Source organism: Escherichia ruysiae (genome assembly GCF_031323975.1).
Taxonomy (GTDB): Bacteria; Pseudomonadota; Gammaproteobacteria; order Enterobacterales; family Enterobacteriaceae; genus Escherichia; species Escherichia ruysiae.
Map to the genome: position 1 here is coordinate 452,932 of NZ_JAVIWS010000001.1, position 16,198 is coordinate 469,129.

At 49.2% G+C, this 16,198-nt stretch carries 16 protein-coding genes and 1 pseudogene; 9 read left to right on the forward strand and 8 right to left on the reverse strand.

Annotated features, from left to right (window positions below; all coding sequences use genetic code 11):
• The first annotated feature begins 6 nt into the window (after nt 1-6).
• Complete coding sequence (locus RGV86_RS02385) at nt 7-900, forward strand: PhzF family isomerase (protein WP_137598303.1); 894 nt, start codon at nt 7-9, stop codon at nt 898-900.
• A gap of 110 nt (nt 901-1,010) precedes the next feature.
• Here RGV86_RS02385 and nhoA read toward each other — a convergent pair whose 3' ends face one another.
• Nucleotides 1,011-1,856: an N-hydroxyarylamine O-acetyltransferase gene (gene nhoA, locus RGV86_RS02390; protein WP_000187937.1), complete on the reverse strand. Its 846-nt coding sequence runs from the start codon at nt 1,854-1,856 to the stop codon at nt 1,011-1,013.
• Nucleotides 1,857-2,030: 174 nt separating this feature from the next.
• On the opposite strand from nhoA, the gene RGV86_RS02395 reads away from it, so the two are divergent.
• The gene (locus RGV86_RS02395) at nt 2,031-2,600 is read left to right on the forward strand and encodes a flavin reductase family protein (RefSeq protein ID WP_000077277.1); all 570 of its coding nucleotides are present in this window, start codon (nt 2,031-2,033) and stop codon (nt 2,598-2,600) included.
• A 4-nt stretch (nt 2,601-2,604) separates the two neighbouring features.
• Here the strand turns inward: RGV86_RS02395 and pptA are convergent, their stop codons facing one another.
• A complete protein-coding gene (gene pptA / locus RGV86_RS02400) occupies nt 2,605-2,832 on the reverse strand; it encodes a tautomerase PptA (RefSeq protein WP_001120152.1) in 228 nt (75 codons plus the stop codon).
• A 311-nt stretch (nt 2,833-3,143) separates the two neighbouring features.
• Between pptA and RGV86_RS02405 the strand changes: the two genes are divergently transcribed.
• Nucleotides 3,144-5,120 carry an alkyl/aryl-sulfatase gene (locus RGV86_RS02405; RefSeq protein WP_085460733.1) on the forward strand — a complete coding sequence of 659 codons (1,977 nt, stop codon included), beginning with the start codon at nt 3,144-3,146 and terminating at the stop codon, nt 5,118-5,120.
• 105 nt (nt 5,121-5,225) lie between these two features.
• On the forward strand, nt 5,226-6,275 hold the full coding sequence (locus tag RGV86_RS02410; RefSeq protein WP_000236737.1) for a GGDEF domain-containing protein: 1,050 nt from the start codon (nt 5,226-5,228) through the stop codon (nt 6,273-6,275).
• On the opposite strand, the pseudogene RGV86_RS02415 reads toward RGV86_RS02410, so the two are convergent.
• A pseudogene (locus tag RGV86_RS02415) lies at nt 6,276-6,341 on the reverse strand (glutathione S-transferase); the annotation flags it as partial.
• A 292-nt stretch (nt 6,342-6,633) separates the two neighbouring features.
• Between RGV86_RS02415 and ansP the strand changes: the two are divergent.
• Nucleotides 6,634-8,133, forward strand: a complete 1,500-nt coding sequence (gene ansP / locus RGV86_RS02420) for an L-asparagine permease (RefSeq protein WP_032225162.1) — start codon at nt 6,634-6,636, stop codon at nt 8,131-8,133.
• A 112-nt stretch (nt 8,134-8,245) separates the two neighbouring features.
• Here ansP and yncE read toward each other — a convergent pair whose 3' ends face one another.
• Nucleotides 8,246-9,307 carry a 7-bladed beta-propeller protein YncE gene (yncE, locus tag RGV86_RS02425; protein WP_000550658.1) on the reverse strand — a complete coding sequence of 354 codons (1,062 nt, stop codon included), beginning with the start codon at nt 9,305-9,307 and terminating at the stop codon, nt 8,246-8,248.
• A gap of 240 nt (nt 9,308-9,547) precedes the next feature.
• On the opposite strand from yncE, the gene pqqU reads away from it, so the two are divergent.
• Nucleotides 9,548-11,650 (forward strand): TonB-dependent receptor PqqU, encoded by a 2,103-nt coding sequence (pqqU, locus tag RGV86_RS02430; RefSeq protein ID WP_085460736.1) that lies wholly within the window; start codon nt 9,548-9,550, stop codon nt 11,648-11,650.
• Nucleotides 11,651-11,689: 39 nt separating this feature from the next.
• Here the strand turns inward: pqqU and curA are convergent, their stop codons facing one another.
• Nucleotides 11,690-12,727: an NADPH-dependent curcumin/dihydrocurcumin reductase gene (gene curA / locus RGV86_RS02435; RefSeq protein ID WP_000531446.1), complete on the reverse strand. Its 1,038-nt coding sequence runs from the start codon at nt 12,725-12,727 to the stop codon at nt 11,690-11,692.
• 180 nt (nt 12,728-12,907) lie between these two features.
• Here curA and RGV86_RS02440 point away from each other — a divergent pair, with 180 nt between their 5' ends.
• Complete coding sequence (locus RGV86_RS02440; protein ID WP_010347329.1) at nt 12,908-13,426, forward strand: GNAT family N-acetyltransferase; 519 nt, start codon at nt 12,908-12,910, stop codon at nt 13,424-13,426.
• A complete protein-coding gene (locus RGV86_RS02445; protein WP_001076560.1) occupies nt 13,423-13,872 on the forward strand; it encodes a DMT family transporter in 450 nt (149 codons plus the stop codon). The genes RGV86_RS02440 and RGV86_RS02445 overlap by 4 nt, the downstream gene beginning before the upstream one ends.
• On the opposite strand, the gene ydcY is transcribed toward RGV86_RS02445, so the two are convergent.
• Complete coding sequence (gene ydcY / locus RGV86_RS02450) at nt 13,873-14,106, reverse strand: DUF2526 family protein YdcY (protein WP_000018633.1); 234 nt, start codon at nt 14,104-14,106, stop codon at nt 13,873-13,875.
• An 85-nt stretch (nt 14,107-14,191) separates the two neighbouring features.
• Nucleotides 14,192-14,365 carry a GhoT/OrtT family toxin gene (locus RGV86_RS02455; protein WP_000061189.1) on the reverse strand — a complete coding sequence of 58 codons (174 nt, stop codon included), beginning with the start codon at nt 14,363-14,365 and terminating at the stop codon, nt 14,192-14,194.
• Nucleotides 14,366-14,558: 193 nt separating this feature from the next.
• Here RGV86_RS02455 and yncL point away from each other — a divergent pair, with 193 nt between their 5' ends.
• Nucleotides 14,559-14,654, forward strand: coding sequence for a stress response membrane protein YncL (gene yncL, locus RGV86_RS02460; RefSeq protein ID WP_309508421.1), 96 nt, complete (start codon nt 14,559-14,561; stop codon nt 14,652-14,654).
• Between the two features lie 98 nt (nt 14,655-14,752).
• On the opposite strand, the gene patD is transcribed toward yncL, so the two are convergent.
• Nucleotides 14,753-16,177: an aminobutyraldehyde dehydrogenase gene (gene patD, locus RGV86_RS02465; RefSeq protein ID WP_085460737.1), complete on the reverse strand. Its 1,425-nt coding sequence runs from the start codon at nt 16,175-16,177 to the stop codon at nt 14,753-14,755.
• Between the last annotated feature and the right edge of the window lie 21 nt (nt 16,178-16,198).

Below are 16,198 nucleotides of genomic sequence, written 5' to 3' on the forward strand. Positions count from 1 at the left end.
ACAGTAATGAAACCGCAGATTTACCACGTCGATGCTTTTACCTCTCAACCGTTTCGCGGCAATTCTGCCGGTGTTGTATTCCCTGCCGATAATCTTAGCGAAGCGCAAATGCAACTTATCGCCCGCGAGTTAGGCCATTCGGAAACGGCTTTTCTGCTGCGCAGTGACGACAGCGATGTACACATTCGCTACTTTACGCCAATGGTTGAAGTGCCAATTTGCGGTCACGCGACGGTAGCAGCGCACTATGTACGTTCAAAGGTATTGGGTTTGGGAAATTGCACCGTCTGGCAAACATCGTTGGCGGGAAAGCACCGTGTCACTATCGAAAAACAAAACGGTGATTATCGTATTTCTCTGGAGCAAGGCACGCCGGGCTTTGAACCGCCGCTGGAAGGTGAAGCTCGCGCGGCAATTATCAACGCGCTCCATCTCACTGAAGACGATATTTTGCCAGGCTTGCCAATTCAGGTGGCAACCACAGGACACTCAAAAGTGATGATTCCGCTGAAACCGGAAGTGGATATCGACGCCCTTTCGCCTGACCTTGCTGCGCTGACCGCTATCAGTAAACAGATTGGCTGCAATGGTTTCTTCCCCTTCCAGATCCGCCCAGGCAAAAATGAAACCGATGGTCGCATGTTCTCGCCGGCGATTGGTATTGTGGAAGATCCGGTGACCGGCAATGCCAATGGCCCAATGGGCGCATGGTTAGTGCATCACAACGTATTGCCCCACGATGGCAACGTGTTGCGTGTTAAAGGCCATCAGGGGCGAGCTCTGGGGCGTGACGGCGTGATTGATGTGACAGTGACTATTCGGGACAACCAACCGGAGAAAGTCACCATTTCTGGCACAGCGGTGATTTTGTTTCATGCCGAATGGGCCATTGATCTCTGAAACCGTTGCCGGTCCCAATTGCCTGATGCGCTTCGCTTATCAGACCTACAAGCGTGAATCTGTTGGCTAATTTAGGCCGGATAAGGCGTTTACGCCGCATCCGGCACAAACTATTTCCCTGCCTCCGGATGTGTGTCGAACGCTGCCATCACCAGTGCCAGTTCATCCACGGTAAACCCATGTTTCGCATCATCCACGCCCAGCCCAAATTGTTCCTGCATCACGGCATATAACGACGCCACATCCGATAGATTCCGCTGATCCACCGCGTGCCCATTTTCATAATGGGTGAAATGGAAATTGGTCAGCGTCAGCTTGCCACCGTCCGGCAAATGGCGGCACATCAACAGATGATGGCGAAAATGCGACTGCGGCCAGTGCGCCGACCAGAAATTGCCCATCACATAATCACTTTGTTGCTGCTCGCAGAGATCAAAACGGTACATCGACTGCCAGTGCTGATGATGATTAAACTGCAAAACCCAGTTATCACCCTCCTGCAACAACCGATACTCTCCGTGTGGCGTGGTTTGCGCGATATCCGGCACTAAACGGATTGGCGCGGTCAGCGTCTGACCACCAAAACCGACGTCGGCAATCCATTGTTCACCCTCCAGTTCTACTAACAACAGACGGTGCGTGCGCGGCGGCAACGATGGTGGGTTAGATAACACCACGCGACCTAACAAACTGCGAACGTTAAATCCCAGCTCACGTAACACTCGCTCAAACACACCATTCTGCTCAAAACAGTAACCGCCACGTCGCGCAGTCACCAGCTTCTCTTCAAGCGATTGATCATCAAGCTGGATTTCTCTCGGCAGCAAAACGTCGAGATTTTCAAATGGAATAGTGCAATTGTGTTTCAGGTGTAATGCTCGTAGCGTATCGATATTGACCGCAGCAGCACCCGTCCAGCGAATACGGGCAAAATAGTGATTCAGAATGGGCGTCATCAGGCGTTTCCCTTAGTGGTTTTCTCAATTTATAACCTGGAATGGACGCCACACCGGCTATTTTGTGCGATCGCGGACAAGCATCACGTTCGCAAATCGCCAATCCCGTTAATTTCGTTACTTATTGCGTTACGAGCTACGCTTTTAAAACCACTTTCTTAGCGAGGCGATACCGTGAGCCAATTTATTCCCGTTGAGTTGCATCATGCCAGCCGTCTGTTAAACCACGGCCCTACCGTCCTGATCACCAGTTTCGATGAGCAATCCCAGCGACGTAACATTATGGCTGCGGCCTGGTCGATGCCCGTGGAGTTCGAACCACCACGCGTGGCAATTGTGGTCGATAAATCGACATGGTCACGGGAGTTGATTGAACGTAGTGGCATGTTTGGCATTGTGATCCCAGGCGTCGCAGCAACAAACTGGACGTGGGCAGTGGGCAGCATTTCTGGGCGTGATGAAGATAAGTTTAACTGTTATGGCATTCCGGTTGTGAAAGGTCCGGTGCTTGGCTTGCCGGTGGTCGAAAAGAAATGTCTGGCATGGATGGAGTGCCGCTTGCTTCCCGCGACTTCTGCGCAAGAAAAATACGACACGCTGTTTGGCGAAGTGGTATCAGCAGCGGCAGACGCTCGTGTTTTTGTCGAAGGCCGCTGGCAATTTGATGACGATAAACTCAATACGCTACATCATTTAGGCGCTGGCACCTTTGTTACCAGCGGCAAGCGTGTTACGGCTGGTTAAGCAATTACATGCTGTAACCGGGTTTCTTTATCAAAGTCTCCATTTGGGGCGCGATTTCGGCGTCCCAGACAGCTTGCCACGATTCCGGTTGTATCTGGTGTAGGGCAATGCTTATCGAACTTTCTTTACTGTTCAGATGGCGAATAATGACGTCGGTAATCTCCGCCGCCAGTGCCGTTTTTTGTTGTTCATCCAGTTCACGGGGAAAACATTTAATGTCTATGTGCGGCATTGTTGTGCTCCTTTTTAAAGACTGCCAGCAAATTTAGCACAAGCCGAAAACGTCATGTGTTATTTGATGCGAAATGATGTGCGATATATACGCCGTCACTTTAATAACATACATATACTATTAGCTTCCGCGCCAATAAGCACCCGTCCTGTAACATACAGAATCTATTCTTTATTTATTATCATATTAAGAAGATTCACGACATCCAGCTTGCTGATTTATTAATGCCAATTATAGTTATTCTTGCCCTCAATCATAATTTTCAATCGTAATATCCTTTCTTTTATAAAGTCTTTCTGGAGACACTTGCGATGCAGCTTAACCATATTGCTAAAAGTCTGCTAGTCATGGGATTATTCACAACAAGTTCACTTCCTCTCATCGCAGCAGAAGCGCCCAAAGAGGCCTCCGCTGCCACCCAACAAGCGAATAACGCACTTTATAGTCAATTGCCGTTTTCCGATAACAGCGATTTTGCTGATGCTCATAAAGGTTTTATTGCTCCTTTACCTCAGGAAGTGATTAAGGGTGAACAAGGGAATGTAATCTGGAACCCACAGCAATATTCTTTTATCAAAGAAGGCGATAAAGCACCTGATACTGTCAATCCAAGTTTATGGCGTCAGGCGCAACTGATAAATATCAGCGGCTTATTTGAAGTGACTGAAGGCGTCTATCAGATTCGCAATCTCGATTTATCAAATATGACCATCATTGAAGGTAAAGAAGGTATTACCGTTGTTGATCCACTGGTTTCAGCAGAAACAGCTAAAGTTGGCATGGATCTTTATTATAAAAATCGCGGTCAAAAACCAGTGGTGGCGGTTATCTACACGCACAGTCATGTCGATCACTACGGCGGCGTTCGCGGTGTGGTTGATGAAGCTGACGTTAAGTCAGGAAAAACAAAAATTTATGCGCCAGCCGGATTTTTAGAAGAGGCTGTTTCAGAAAATATTATGGCTGGCAATGTAATGAGCCGTCGAGCCAGTTATATGTACGGTAATTTGTTGAAACCTGATGCTAAAGGTCAGGTCGGCGCTGGGCTGGGAACAACGACCTCAGCCGGAACGGTTACATTGATTGCCCCTACCAACTACATCACCAAAACCGGACAAAAAGAGACTATCGACGGGCTGACCTATGATTTTTTGATGGCGCCCGGTTCCGAAGCACCTTCCGAAATGCTGTGGTTTATTGAAGAAAAGAAACTGATCGAAACCGCAGAAGATGTCACGCACACCCTCCACAACACCTATTCTCTGCGTGGTGCCAAAATTCGTCAACCTCTCCCGTGGTCTAAATACATCAACGAAGCCCTCAATCTGTGGGGCGATAAAGCGGAGATTATTCTTGCCCAGCATCACTGGCCAACCTGGGGTAACGATAACGTTGTCAAACTGCTAAAAAGCCAACGCGATTTGTACCGTTATATCAACGATCAAACGCTACGCATGGCGAATCAGGGGCTGACTCGTGATGAAATTGCCGCAAACTTCAAATTGCCCTCTTCACTTGCTAACACCTGGGCGAATCGCGGTTATTACGGTTCAGTGAGCCATGATGTGAAAGCAACTTATGTGCTTTATCTTGGCTGGTTTGATGGTAACCCCGCGACTCTTGATGAACTGCCACCAGAAGAAGCCGCTAAAAAATTCGTGGAGTATATGGGCGGTGCTGATGCCATTTTACAAAAAGCCAAACAGGATTATGACCAGGGAAATTTCCGCTGGGTTGCCCAGGTTGTCAGTAAGGTGGTGTTTGCCGATCCAAACAACCAGGCTGCAAGGAATCTGGAAGCCGATGCGCTTGAACAGTTAGGCTACCAGGCCGAATCCGGGCCGTGGCGTAATTTTTATCTCACTGGCGCACAGGAATTACGCAATGGTGTGCAAAAACTGCCTACGCCAAATACAGCCAGTCCTGACACCGTTCGTGCCATGACGCCGGAAATGTTCTTTGATTATCTTGCTGTGCATATAAATGGCGAGAAAGCGGCAGACGCTAAAGCAGTATTGAATTTTGATTTCGGTGAAGATGGCGGCACTTATAAAGTGGAACTGGAGAACGGTGTGCTCAATCACACGGCTGATACGCAAGCCTCTGACGCCGATGCGACTATCACCCTCTCCCGCGATGTCCTGAATAAAATCATCCTGAAGGAAGAGACATTAAAAGAAGCCACGGATAAAGGCGAAGTAAAAATCACTGGAAATGAGGAAAAACTCAACGAACTGTTAGGTTATATGGACAACTTTGAATTCTGGTTCAATATTGTAACGCCATAATTTTCGTGTAAGTCGGGCAGGTTCCCTGCCCTTTTGGGGTTATAAACAAACATGTATTCTGACAAAAGAAAACACCCTCATTATTCATGGAAAAACCGCCAGGATATGGTTATTCGCGGTATGGCGATTAGCCTGCCGTGGTTTGCGTTGATTAACATCAGTTTTTCATCGTTGGTTTTGCTTCGAGGGGTATTGTTTAATGAAGGCACGACTCCATGGTTTAATGAGAAAAATCTTGTACATACGATTGATATTTCATCATTAGGTATTCTGCTAATCAGTGGTCTTTTATTAGTTAGCCCACGCAACAAAGTACAGTACATTCAGCAGTTATTGGTTATTCTAAGCCTACTATGGTCATGGTGTTGTTTTTATTTTATTGCACACTGGACGCTGCCTTTTGCATATCCACTGTGCGTATTACTAATGCTTAGTGCCGTTGTTGCGCTATATTTCCACACCCCATCACTCCTCGCATTTGTCATTCCATTATGGTTTACCATCCCGTTAGCCAGTCTTGTGCTCAATCAGTATGTGAATATTCATTTCGCTGTTATCTGGAGCATTTTTTCACTGGCTCTCTATGGCGGACGTTTTATTTTGTTGCGTTGGTTTGAAGAAGCATGGCAACAAAATAAGTACAACAACCAGTTGATTCATCGCCTCGATGCATTAGCTCATCGCGATCCCTTAACTGGAGTGGCAAACCGACGAGCGTTGGATAGTATTTTACGCGATGCCGTCGAACAAAAGACGTCGTTCGTTTTAATTATGCTGGATGTCGATTTTTTTAAACGCTACAACGACACTTATGGGCACCCCGCTGGCGATCGTTGTCTGATACAAGTTGCCAACGCACTGCAACGTGCAATTCGCCAGCCCGAAGATGTAGTTACGCGCTATGGCGGTGAAGAGTTTGCCATTATTCTTTTCAATGCGGGCTTGCAGGAAGCCGAAGCGATAGCAGCCAGAGTTAAGCAAGAACTTAAACTGGCGGCTATCCCGCATCAGGCATCTGCTGTTAGTGCATTTGTTACGGTTAGTCAGGGGATTGCCTGTTCTGCTCCTGCAAAAACGGCTGAACAAATAGTTGCTGATGCCGATGCCGCGTTATATCGGGCGAAAGAAAATGGGCGAAATCGGTGGGCTAAATAACTCTATTCCGCTGACATCAACAAACTTATAGGGAATATCAGCCAAAGTCAGCATCAGTTCACTCATGGTGGAACCCCATACACCTTAATCATATTTCCCCCACACAGCGTTAAAGCTTAAGTGTAGGTCAGTAAACAGGGCGGCCAGGACTAAGATTTGTCATTTTTTCAGCAATCCTTTTAATCCCCACTCAACTTGTAAGGGGATATTTTGCATCGTTTATCGATAACAGGTAGGATGCTGCGCCGATAGTTTTATACCCATAAAGAATAATGGTAATAACTGTCATCGCCAGGATGAATAAACATTGTTCATGGCGGCTTATAAGACTTTTTCAACGAAGCAATCAGGGAGAGCAATGAGTAAACACGACACCGACACTTCAGATCAACACGCCGCGAAACGCCGCTGGCTTAATGCCCATGAAGAGGGTTATCACAAAGCGATGGGTAATCGCCAGGTGCAGATGATCGCCATTGGCGGCGCGATTGGGACTGGTTTGTTTTTAGGCGCGGGTGCCCGACTGCAAATGGCCGGCCCGGCACTGGCACTGGTCTATTTAATCTGCGGCCTGTTTTCGTTTTTTATTTTGCGTGCGTTGGGTGAGTTGGTATTACATCGCCCTTCCAGTGGTAGTTTTGTCTCTTATGCGCGTGAATTTTTGGGAGAGAAAGCCGCTTATGTTGCCGGCTGGATGTACTTCATCAACTGGGCGATGACCGGGATTGTCGATATCACCGCCGTCGCACTGTATATGCATTACTGGGGCGCGTTTGGCGGCGTGCCGCAATGGGTATTTGCGCTCGCTGCGCTGACCATCGTTGGCACCATGAATATGATTGGTGTGAAATGGTTCGCAGAGATGGAGTTCTGGTTTGCGCTGATTAAAGTGCTCGCCATTGTGACCTTTTTGGTCGTGGGTACAGTGTTCCTCGGTAGCGGTCAGCCGCTGGATGGCAACACCACTGGCTTTCATTTAATTACCGATAATGGCGGATTCTTCCCGCACGGTTTGCTGCCTGCGCTGGTGTTAATTCAGGGCGTGGTATTTGCTTTTGCCTCCATCGAAATGGTCGGCACTGCCGCCGGAGAATGTAAAGATCCGCAGACTATGGTGCCAAAAGCAATTAACAGCGTGATTTGGCGTATTGGCCTGTTTTATGTCGGTTCCGTGGTGTTGCTAGTTATGTTATTGCCGTGGAGTGCGTATCAGGCCGGTCAAAGTCCTTTTGTGACCTTCTTCTCTAAACTCGGTGTGCCGTACATTGGTAGCATCATGAATATTGTGGTATTGACCGCTGCCCTCTCCAGCCTGAACTCTGGTCTGTACTGCACCGGGCGTATTCTGCGCTCGATGGCGATGGGCGGATCTGCGCCGGGTTTTATGGCGAAAATGAGTCGCCAGCATGTGCCGTATGCCGGGATTCTGGCGACGCTGGTTGTGTATGTCGTTGGCGTATTCCTCAATTATCTGGTGCCGTCGCGCGTATTTGAGATTGTCCTGAACTTCGCGTCATTGGGAATTATCGCCTCGTGGGCGTTTATCATTGTTTGTCAGATGCGCCTGCGTAAAGCCATCAAAGAAGGTAAAGCGGCAGATGTCAGTTTTAAACTGCCTGGCGCGCCCTTCACTTCCTGGCTGACATTACTGTTTTTACTGAGTGTTCTTGTGCTGATGGCGTTCGATTACCCGAACGGGACTTATACCATCGCGGCGCTGCCGATTATCGGTATTCTGCTGGTTATAGGCTGGTTTGGTGTGCGCAAACGCGTTGCTGAAATTCACAGCACTGCGCCAGTCGTCAAGGAAGATGAAGAACAACAGGAAATTGTGTTTAAGCCTGAAACGGCGAGTTAATTGCAAAATTGCCCGGCTACGTGCCGGGCAAATTCAAATTACTGACGAAGGTGCCGGATGCGGCGTGATAAAAGTCAGGCAAGTCACTCCATTTTCACCCTCGCCATATCTATTACAGCGCAATACGAATCACATCGTCCGGCTGAGTGGCTTCTTGCTGTTTAGTCGATTTTTGCTTCACGCTGACATACAGCGTTTTGCCATCGGCAGAAAGCGCCAGGCTGTTAGGATGGGTCGGCGTGTCGAACGTTTTCACCACTTTGTAGTTTTTCGCGTCAATCACACTGACTTTACCCGCCTGCCGATGCGTCACATAGGCTTCATTACGCGCCGGGTTAAACAACACAGCCAGGGATTCCGGTGCTGCTACCTTCGCCAGAATATTGCCGTTACGGGTATCGACCACCAGCACTTCTGCCGCTTTGGAGTCAGTGATAAACGCTCGCTGGTTGGCAGTATCGAGACTGATGTTGATAAAGAAATGCTCTTTGCCATCATCCAGCAGCTTTTTACGGCTCAGGATTTTGTTGTCGGCAGTGTCAATGGTAATCAGTTCACCATCGGCGTTAGTGGTATAGAGACGTTTGCCTTTGCTATCCAGCGCCAGGCCGGTGCTCATTTTACCGGTGTTCTGGATGGCGGTTTTCAGTTTGATATTCTCGCCATCAACCACCCAAATCACACTCTCTTTCCCAATACCGCTGATGTAAACAGTGTTCGTGGCATCGTCAGCAACCAGCTCACGTGGCTGCAGCGGACGCACCTCTTCTGTACGTTTGCGATCGTCCAGCACCAGACGCCCTTTCACTTCGCCCGTTTTGGCATCAATTGCCGTGACCGCACTGTTTACTGTGTTACCAAACCACAGCGTTTGCGTCGCGTTGTTGATAGTGGCACCAAACGGCTTGAGATCGTTATGGATCGCCTGAGTGACTTCCAGAGTCACCGGATCGAGACGATAAACCACACCGCCTTTGTCCAGTTTGCGGCTTTGCGAAGTGGCGAGCCACAGCGCGTTTTCTTGCTGGCTATAAGCCATTTCGTAGGCACCTTTACCTACCGCTTTACGCAGCATTTCTTCTGCGGCCTGCGTACTGAATGATGAAGCAACAAGCAATGAACCTAACAGTAATGAACCACGCAGGCGCGATGAAAACAGATGACGTAAATGCATGACGACTCCCTTTGATGAACCGATTTATAGCTGCTTCACAATGCTTCGTTGAGCATAATCTTCGTTACGCCCTTGTTATAAATGGGAATGGTAATCATTATTTTCTCAAATGTGGAGCATTTCTTGTTGTTACGACTACAATTTTCTCAATTGATTAACGTATTGTGCCGTTTCGTTTTCCATAAATTTACAAGTTTATTACCATTGAAGCGTTTTCCCATTCTTAACCTGGCTTTTTTCATGAAGATTTTTTCCGTCCGACAGACCGTTTTACCCGCACTGATTCTCCTTTCTCCTTCCACTTTTGCCGCTAATGAACAAACCATGATTGTTAGCGCCGCGCCGCAGGTAGTTTCTGAACTGGACACACCCGCTGCGGTAAGCGTGGTCGATGGCGAGGAGATGCGTCTGGCAACGCCGCGCATCAATTTGTCTGAATCACTGACCAGTGTGCCTGGTTTGCAGGTACAAAACCGGCAGAACTATGCGCAGGATCTACAACTGTCTATTCGCGGATTTGGCTCCCGTTCCACTTACGGTATTCGCGGTATTCGCCTGTATGTTGATGGTATTCCCGCTACCATGCCCGACGGACAAGGGCAAACATCCAATATCGATTTAAGCAGTGTGCAAAATGTGGAAGTGCTGCGAGGCCCCTTCTCTGCCCTGTATGGCAATGCGTCCGGCGGCGTAATGAACGTCACTACCCAAATCGGCGAACAGCCGCCAACCATTGAAGCCAGTAGTTACTACGGCAGTTTTGGTAGCTGGCGCTATGGCCTGAAAGCAACGGGCGCAACGGGCGACGGCACACAGCCTGGCGATGTCGATTACACCGTTTCGACCACGCGTTTTACAACTCACGGCTATCGTGACCATAGCGGCGCACAGAAAAATTTAGCCAATGCCAGACTGGGCGTACACATTGATGACGCCAGTAAGTTAAACCTGATTTTCAACAGTGTGGATATCAAAGCCGATGACCCTGGTGGGTTGACCGAAGCTGAATGGAAAGCGAATCCGCAACAAGCGCCTCGTGCAGAACAGTACGACACGCGAAAAACCATCAAGCAAACTCAGGCAGGGTTGCGTTATGAGCGCAGCCTGAGTTCGCGGGATGATATGAGCGTGATGATGTACGCAGGTGAACGGGAAACGACCCAGTATCAATCGATTCCGATGGCCCCCCAACTTACCCCATCTCATGCGGGCGGCGTAATTACTCTGCAACGTCATTACCAGGGTATAGACAGCCGCTGGACACATCGTGGAGAGCTGGGAGTTCCGGTCTCTTTCACTACTGGCCTGAACTATGAAAACATGAGTGAAAACCGCAAGGGTTACAATAACTTCCGCCTTAATAACGGCGTGCCGGAGTACGGGCAAAAAGGTGATCTGCGCCGCGACGAGCGCAATCTGATGTGGAACGTCGATCCCTATTTACAAACCCAGTGGCAACTAACTGACAAACTATCGTTGGATGCTGGTGTGCGCTACAGCTCCGTGTGGTTTGACTCTGACGATCATTACGTTACCCCGGGTAACGGTGATGACAGCGGTGATGCCAGTTATCACAAATGGCTTCCTGCGGGATCGTTGAAATACGCCATAACCGATGCCTGGAACGTCTATCTGGCAGCCGGGCGCGGTTTTGAAACGCCAACCATTAACGAGCTTTCTTACCGTGCTGACGGGCAAAGTGGCATGAACTTTGGTTTAAAACCGTCCACCAACGACACAATCGAAATCGGCAGTAAAACGCGTATCGGCGATGGCTTGTTTACCGCTGCGTTATTCCAGACTGATACCGATGATGAAATCGTTGTTGATAGCAGTAGCGGCGGGCGTACCACGTATAAAAATGCCGGGAAGACGCGCCGTCAGGGGGCTGAACTGGCCTGGGATCAGCGTTTTGCCGGAGATTTCCGTGTGAAAGCGTCGTGGACGCGGCTTGACGCAACTTATCGCAGCAATGTTTGTAACGCTCAGGACTGTAATGGTAACCGAATGCCCGGGATCGCCCGCAATATGGGCTTTGCGTCATTAGGTTATGTACCAGAAGAAGGCTGGTATGCAGGCACAGAAGCACGTTATATGGGCGATATCATGGCGGATGACGAAAATACGGCAAAAGCGCCCTCTTACACTCTCGTCGGTTTGTTCACCGGTTACAAATATAATTATCGCAATATGACAATAGATTTATTTGGTCGTGTCGATAATTTATTCGATAAAGAATATGTCGGCTCGGTGATTGTTAATGAATCGAATGGTCGATATTACGAGCCTGCGCCTGGGCGGAATTATGGTGTAGGCGTAAATCTCGCATGGCGATTTGAATAATATTCATTAGTGGCGGCAAGAATGCCGCCACCTGAAATGTTAATCATCATCCGCAACACGGATCACGACTTTGCCGAAGTTTTTACCATTCAGCAGACCGATGAATGTCTGCGGGGCGTTCTCTAAACCATCGGTAATTTGTTCACGATAGTGAATTTTCCCCGCCTTCACCCATTGCCCCATCTCTTGCTGGAACTCATGGATGCGATGACCATAATCCTGGCTAATAATAAACCCTTGCAGGCGAATACGTTTTTTCAGCACCGTAGCCATAAGTAGCGGTAAACGATCCGGCCCGGAAGGCAGGTCGGTGGCGTTATAGCCGCTCACTAAACCGCAAACGGGAATACGCGCGGATGTATTGAGTAAAGGCAGCACCGCATCAAACACCTTACCACCAACGTTTTCATAATAGATATCAACGCCTTTCGGACACGCGTTCACGAGTTGTTCGGCAAAATCATCTGCATGATGATCAAGGCAAACATCAAAACCGAGAACGTCTGTGGCATGGCGACATTTTTCCGCGCCACCGGCAACACCCACCACGCGGCAACCTTTTAGTTTGCCGATTTGCCCCACTGTCGCACCGACCGGCCCCGTTGCTGCAGCAACCACTAGCGTTTCTCCCTCTTTAGGTTGACCGATATCCAGCAGCCCCATATAAGCCGTAAAGCCTGGCATCCCCAGCACACCTAGTGACCACGAAGGATTTTCCGGATGATCGCCAAGTTTCACCAGATCATCGCCACTGGATATGTCGTAATCCTGCCAACCGCTGTAACCCAGCACCCAGTCGTCAGGCTGGTAATCCGGATGATTAGATTCCACCACCCGACTCACCGTGCCGCCGACCATCACGCCACCAATATCAACCGGTGGTGAATAAGATGGCTCATCGCTCATGCGCCCGCGCATATACGGATCGAGCGACAGGTAGACCGTGCGCAGTAACACCTGTCCTTCACCCGGCGTGGCGACATCATCTTCTTCAAGACGGAAATTCTCCGGAACCGGCGCGCCGTGTGGACGCGACGCCAGAACCCAACGGCGATTACGTTGCTTTTGTTGACCCATAATGCTCTCCTGTGCTTTTGGCATGAATCCATCAATAGTAGCAGGCTCACTGGATTGGTTTAGTTTGCAGCCGTCACATCACTACTGCGACACGCAATAATTTCATCGAGGAATCCGTTGCTTCGGGCTGTTTTCGATAGTATTGATAACGTCATCATCATTATTTTATCGAGGCTTAAGATGTCCATCCGTTCTGCCCGCAAAGCCGATTGTGCTGCAATTGCGGAAATTTATAACCACGCTGTACTGCATACGGCAGCTATCTGGAACGACCAGACTGTGGATACAGATAACCGCATTGCCTGGTTTGAAGCACGAACTTTATCGGGTTATCCGGTGCTGGTGAGCGAAGAAGATGGCGTAGTTACAGGATATGCCTCGTTTGGTGACTGGCGTAGTTTCGACGGTTTTCGCCATACCGTGGAACATTCGGTTTATGTCCATCCGGATCATCAGGGCAAAGGTCTTGGGCGAAAATTGTTACGCGCGTTGATTGATGAAGCGCGGAACTGCGGTAAGCATGTGATGGTTGCCGGCATAGAATCACAAAATCAGGCGTCGTTGCATCTGCACCAGTCGCTGGGATTTGTCGTCACAGCGCAAATGCCCCAAGTTGGTACTAAATTTGGTCGCTGGTTGGATCTCACCTTTATGCAATTGCAGCTTGACGATCGTAGCGAACCGGACTCACTTGGATGAATCAGTCGCTTACCCTTGCCTTTTTGATCACTGCCGGGATTGGTCTTGTGGTGCAAAACACATTGATGGTACGCATCACCCAGACATCCTCCACCATTCTCATCGCCATGCTGCTGAATTCACTGGTGGGGATTGTGCTGTTCGTGTCTATTTTATGGTTTAAGCAAGGAACAGCAGGCTTTGGCGAACTGGTGTCCAGCGTGCGCTGGTGGACTCTAATCCCTGGTTTGTTGGGATCGTTTTTTGTTTTCGCCAGTATCAGCGGATATCAGAATGTTGGCGCGGCAACGACCATTGCGGTACTGGTCGCCAGTCAACTTATTGGTGGTCTGGTGCTGGATATTTTCCGCAGTCATGGCGTACCACTTCGGGCGCTGATTGGCCCAATTTGCGGGGCAGTTTTGTTGGTAGTTGGCGCCTGGCTGGTGGCCAGACGCACGTTTTAATCAGAGGATGGTGCCGCCTTTGGTTAATTGTTCGTGGCGTGCCTCCATATCTTCTTTATGCTTGCGTCCGTGATGAGCGATTGCGGTACGCAAACGCTGCTGCTGTGTGTAGCGATCTTCCCGGCTTAACTCTGCGTCATCACTCAGGGCGATTAACAACTCGTTCATATGGGCAATGACGCTCTCCTCAATCGCGGCATCCACGCGCGCGATGACTTCATCCAGATGCGACATACTTTCTCCTCAGCCACTTGTGAAATTTATCGATTCACTCAAATGATATAAGTCTGCGTTGTGCCGTCAAGCCAGCGTGTAAGATTTAAAATAGTGAAAACAGTAGCGCCACCGGAAAACTCATTGGCCATGTAATCCCCACCAGAAAGGCGCTCAGAAAGCGAATGCTCTTCTTATCGTGGGAAAGAAACCAGGTAATGAGAAAGGCGATTGCTGCCATGGCAGCATAAAAAACAAGCATATATTGATAAAGAGACATGTATGGGCGTCCAGCCAGATGAATAAAACGCGCGCAAATATGCGTCATTTCTTGATGTGTATCAAGTTTTCAGTCCATTTGAGATAAATTCAATAACCTACCGCATGTTCTTGTCCATCTTCAGAATAAGTATGATTGCGGATTTTCTTAACCCGTACTATACACATAAGGGCTATGACAAAAGGTGGCAAAAATGAACGTTTCCAGTAGAACTGTAGTGCTGATAAATCTCTTTGCTGTTGTTGGGTTGTTTACTCTTATCTCTATGAGATTTGGATGGTTTATCTGATGTAGCAAAATTGCACGCAGTACGCACTGTCAGAGAAAAATCAACTCTCTGACAGTGCGTTAGATCTTCTCACACTCTCCAGATTTACAACATTATCCTTAATGTTTAACCATTACGTGGCGTACTACGGTGTAATCTTCCAGCCCATAAAGTGACATATCTTTGCCATAACCTGAAAGTTTCTGCCCGCCGTGCGGCATTTCACTCACCAGCATGAAATGGGTATTAACCCAGGTGCAGCCATATTGCAGACGTGCGCTGACGCGGTGCGCTCTACCCACATCTTTCGTCCATACTGAAGAAGCTAAGCCATACTGGCTGTCATTCGCCCAGTTAACTACTTGCTCTTCGTTGTCGAAGACCGTCACGCTGACTACCGGCCCAAATACCTCTCTTTGGACGATAGCATCTTCTTGTAACGCACCCGCCAGCAATGTAGGCGCATAATAATAACCATTACCCTGCCGCTTTTCACCGCCGGTGATCACCTTAATGTGTCCCGTCGCCTTCGCCTCTTCCACCGCCCGGCTGACGCGTTCGAGATGCGCCAGTGAACTTAACGGGCCAAGCTCTGTGGATTCATCATCCGGCGCGCCTGATTTCAACGTTGCCACTGCGGCACCGAGTTTTTCTACCAGCACGTCGTAAATGCCTTTTTGCGCGTAGATACGGCAGGCAGCAGTACAATCTTGCCCGGCATTGTAATAGCCAAATGTACGGACACCTTCGACAACCGCTTCAACGTCAGCATCATTAAAGACAATCACTGGCGCTTTACCGCCAAGTTCCATATGAGTGCGCTTGATGGACGGTGCCGTATGACTGATGATGTGCTCACCAGTGGCGATAGACCCCGTCAGCGACACCATGCGCACTTTTGGATGTCCGGTCAGCGGATCACCCACCGTTTTGCCTCTGCCAAACAACACGTTAATCACGCCTGCCGGGAAGATATCTTTCGCCAGTTCTGCCAGCTTCAACGCTGTTAGCGGGGTGATTTCTGATGGTTTAAGCACCACGCAGTTCCCTGCCGCCAGCGCCGGAGCCAGTTTCCACGCTGCCATCATCAGCGGGTAATTCCACGGCGCGATAGAAGCCACAACCCCCAACGGATCGCGGCGGATCATCGAAGTATGACCTTCAAGATATTCGCCAGCCGCCAGACCGTTCAGGCAGCGCGCCGCACCAGCGAAAAAGCGAAAAACATCGACAATCGCCGGAATTTCATCATTGAACGCACTATGCAGCGGTTTGCCACAATTACGGGACTCCAGTTCGGCAAAAACCTGACCATTTTCTTCGATAACATCAGCCAGTTTCAGCAGGCATTCCGCACGCACTTTCGGCGTGGTTTGCCCCCATTCGGCAAATGCTGCATCTGCCGCGCGCACAGCAGCATCGACCTGCTCTGCGGAGGCCTCGGCAATCTCCAGTAATACTTCCCCCGTTGCCGGATTATAGACAGGCTGTTTTTCCCCTTCGCCGCTAACCAGTTCTCCGTTAATCAGTAACTTATGTTGCATAGCATATTCCTGTATCAGTGG

What these genes read in the sequence shown, in the direction of transcription:
- yncE (WP_000550658.1), bottom strand. Translation starts at nt 9,307, where the DNA reads ATGCATTTACGTCATCTGTTTTCATCGCGCCTGCGTGGTTCATTACTG.
- RGV86_RS02385 (WP_137598303.1), top strand. Translation starts at nt 7, where the DNA reads ATGAAACCGCAGATTTACCACGTCGATGCTTTTACCTCTCAACCGTTT.
- RGV86_RS02405 (WP_085460733.1), top strand. Translation starts at nt 3,144, where the DNA reads ATGCAGCTTAACCATATTGCTAAAAGTCTGCTAGTCATGGGATTATTC.
- pqqU (WP_085460736.1), top strand. Translation starts at nt 9,548, where the DNA reads ATGAAGATTTTTTCCGTCCGACAGACCGTTTTACCCGCACTGATTCTC.
- RGV86_RS02445 (WP_001076560.1), top strand. Translation starts at nt 13,423, where the DNA reads ATGAATCAGTCGCTTACCCTTGCCTTTTTGATCACTGCCGGGATTGGT.
- RGV86_RS02455 (WP_000061189.1), bottom strand. Translation starts at nt 14,365, where the DNA reads ATGTCTCTTTATCAATATATGCTTGTTTTTTATGCTGCCATGGCAGCA.
- patD (WP_085460737.1), bottom strand. Translation starts at nt 16,177, where the DNA reads ATGCAACATAAGTTACTGATTAACGGAGAACTGGTTAGCGGCGAAGGG.
- RGV86_RS02440 (WP_010347329.1), top strand. Translation starts at nt 12,908, where the DNA reads ATGTCCATCCGTTCTGCCCGCAAAGCCGATTGTGCTGCAATTGCGGAA.
- RGV86_RS02410 (WP_000236737.1), top strand. Translation starts at nt 5,226, where the DNA reads ATGGTTATTCGCGGTATGGCGATTAGCCTGCCGTGGTTTGCGTTGATT.
- pptA (WP_001120152.1), bottom strand. Translation starts at nt 2,832, where the DNA reads ATGCCGCACATAGACATTAAATGTTTTCCCCGTGAACTGGATGAACAA.
- ydcY (WP_000018633.1), bottom strand. Translation starts at nt 14,106, where the DNA reads ATGTCGCATCTGGATGAAGTCATCGCGCGCGTGGATGCCGCGATTGAG.
- yncL (WP_309508421.1), top strand. Translation starts at nt 14,559, where the DNA reads ATGAACGTTTCCAGTAGAACTGTAGTGCTGATAAATCTCTTTGCTGTT.
- ansP (WP_032225162.1), top strand. Translation starts at nt 6,634, where the DNA reads ATGAGTAAACACGACACCGACACTTCAGATCAACACGCCGCGAAACGC.
- curA (WP_000531446.1), bottom strand. Translation starts at nt 12,727, where the DNA reads ATGGGTCAACAAAAGCAACGTAATCGCCGTTGGGTTCTGGCGTCGCGT.
- nhoA (WP_000187937.1), bottom strand. Translation starts at nt 1,856, where the DNA reads ATGACGCCCATTCTGAATCACTATTTTGCCCGTATTCGCTGGACGGGT.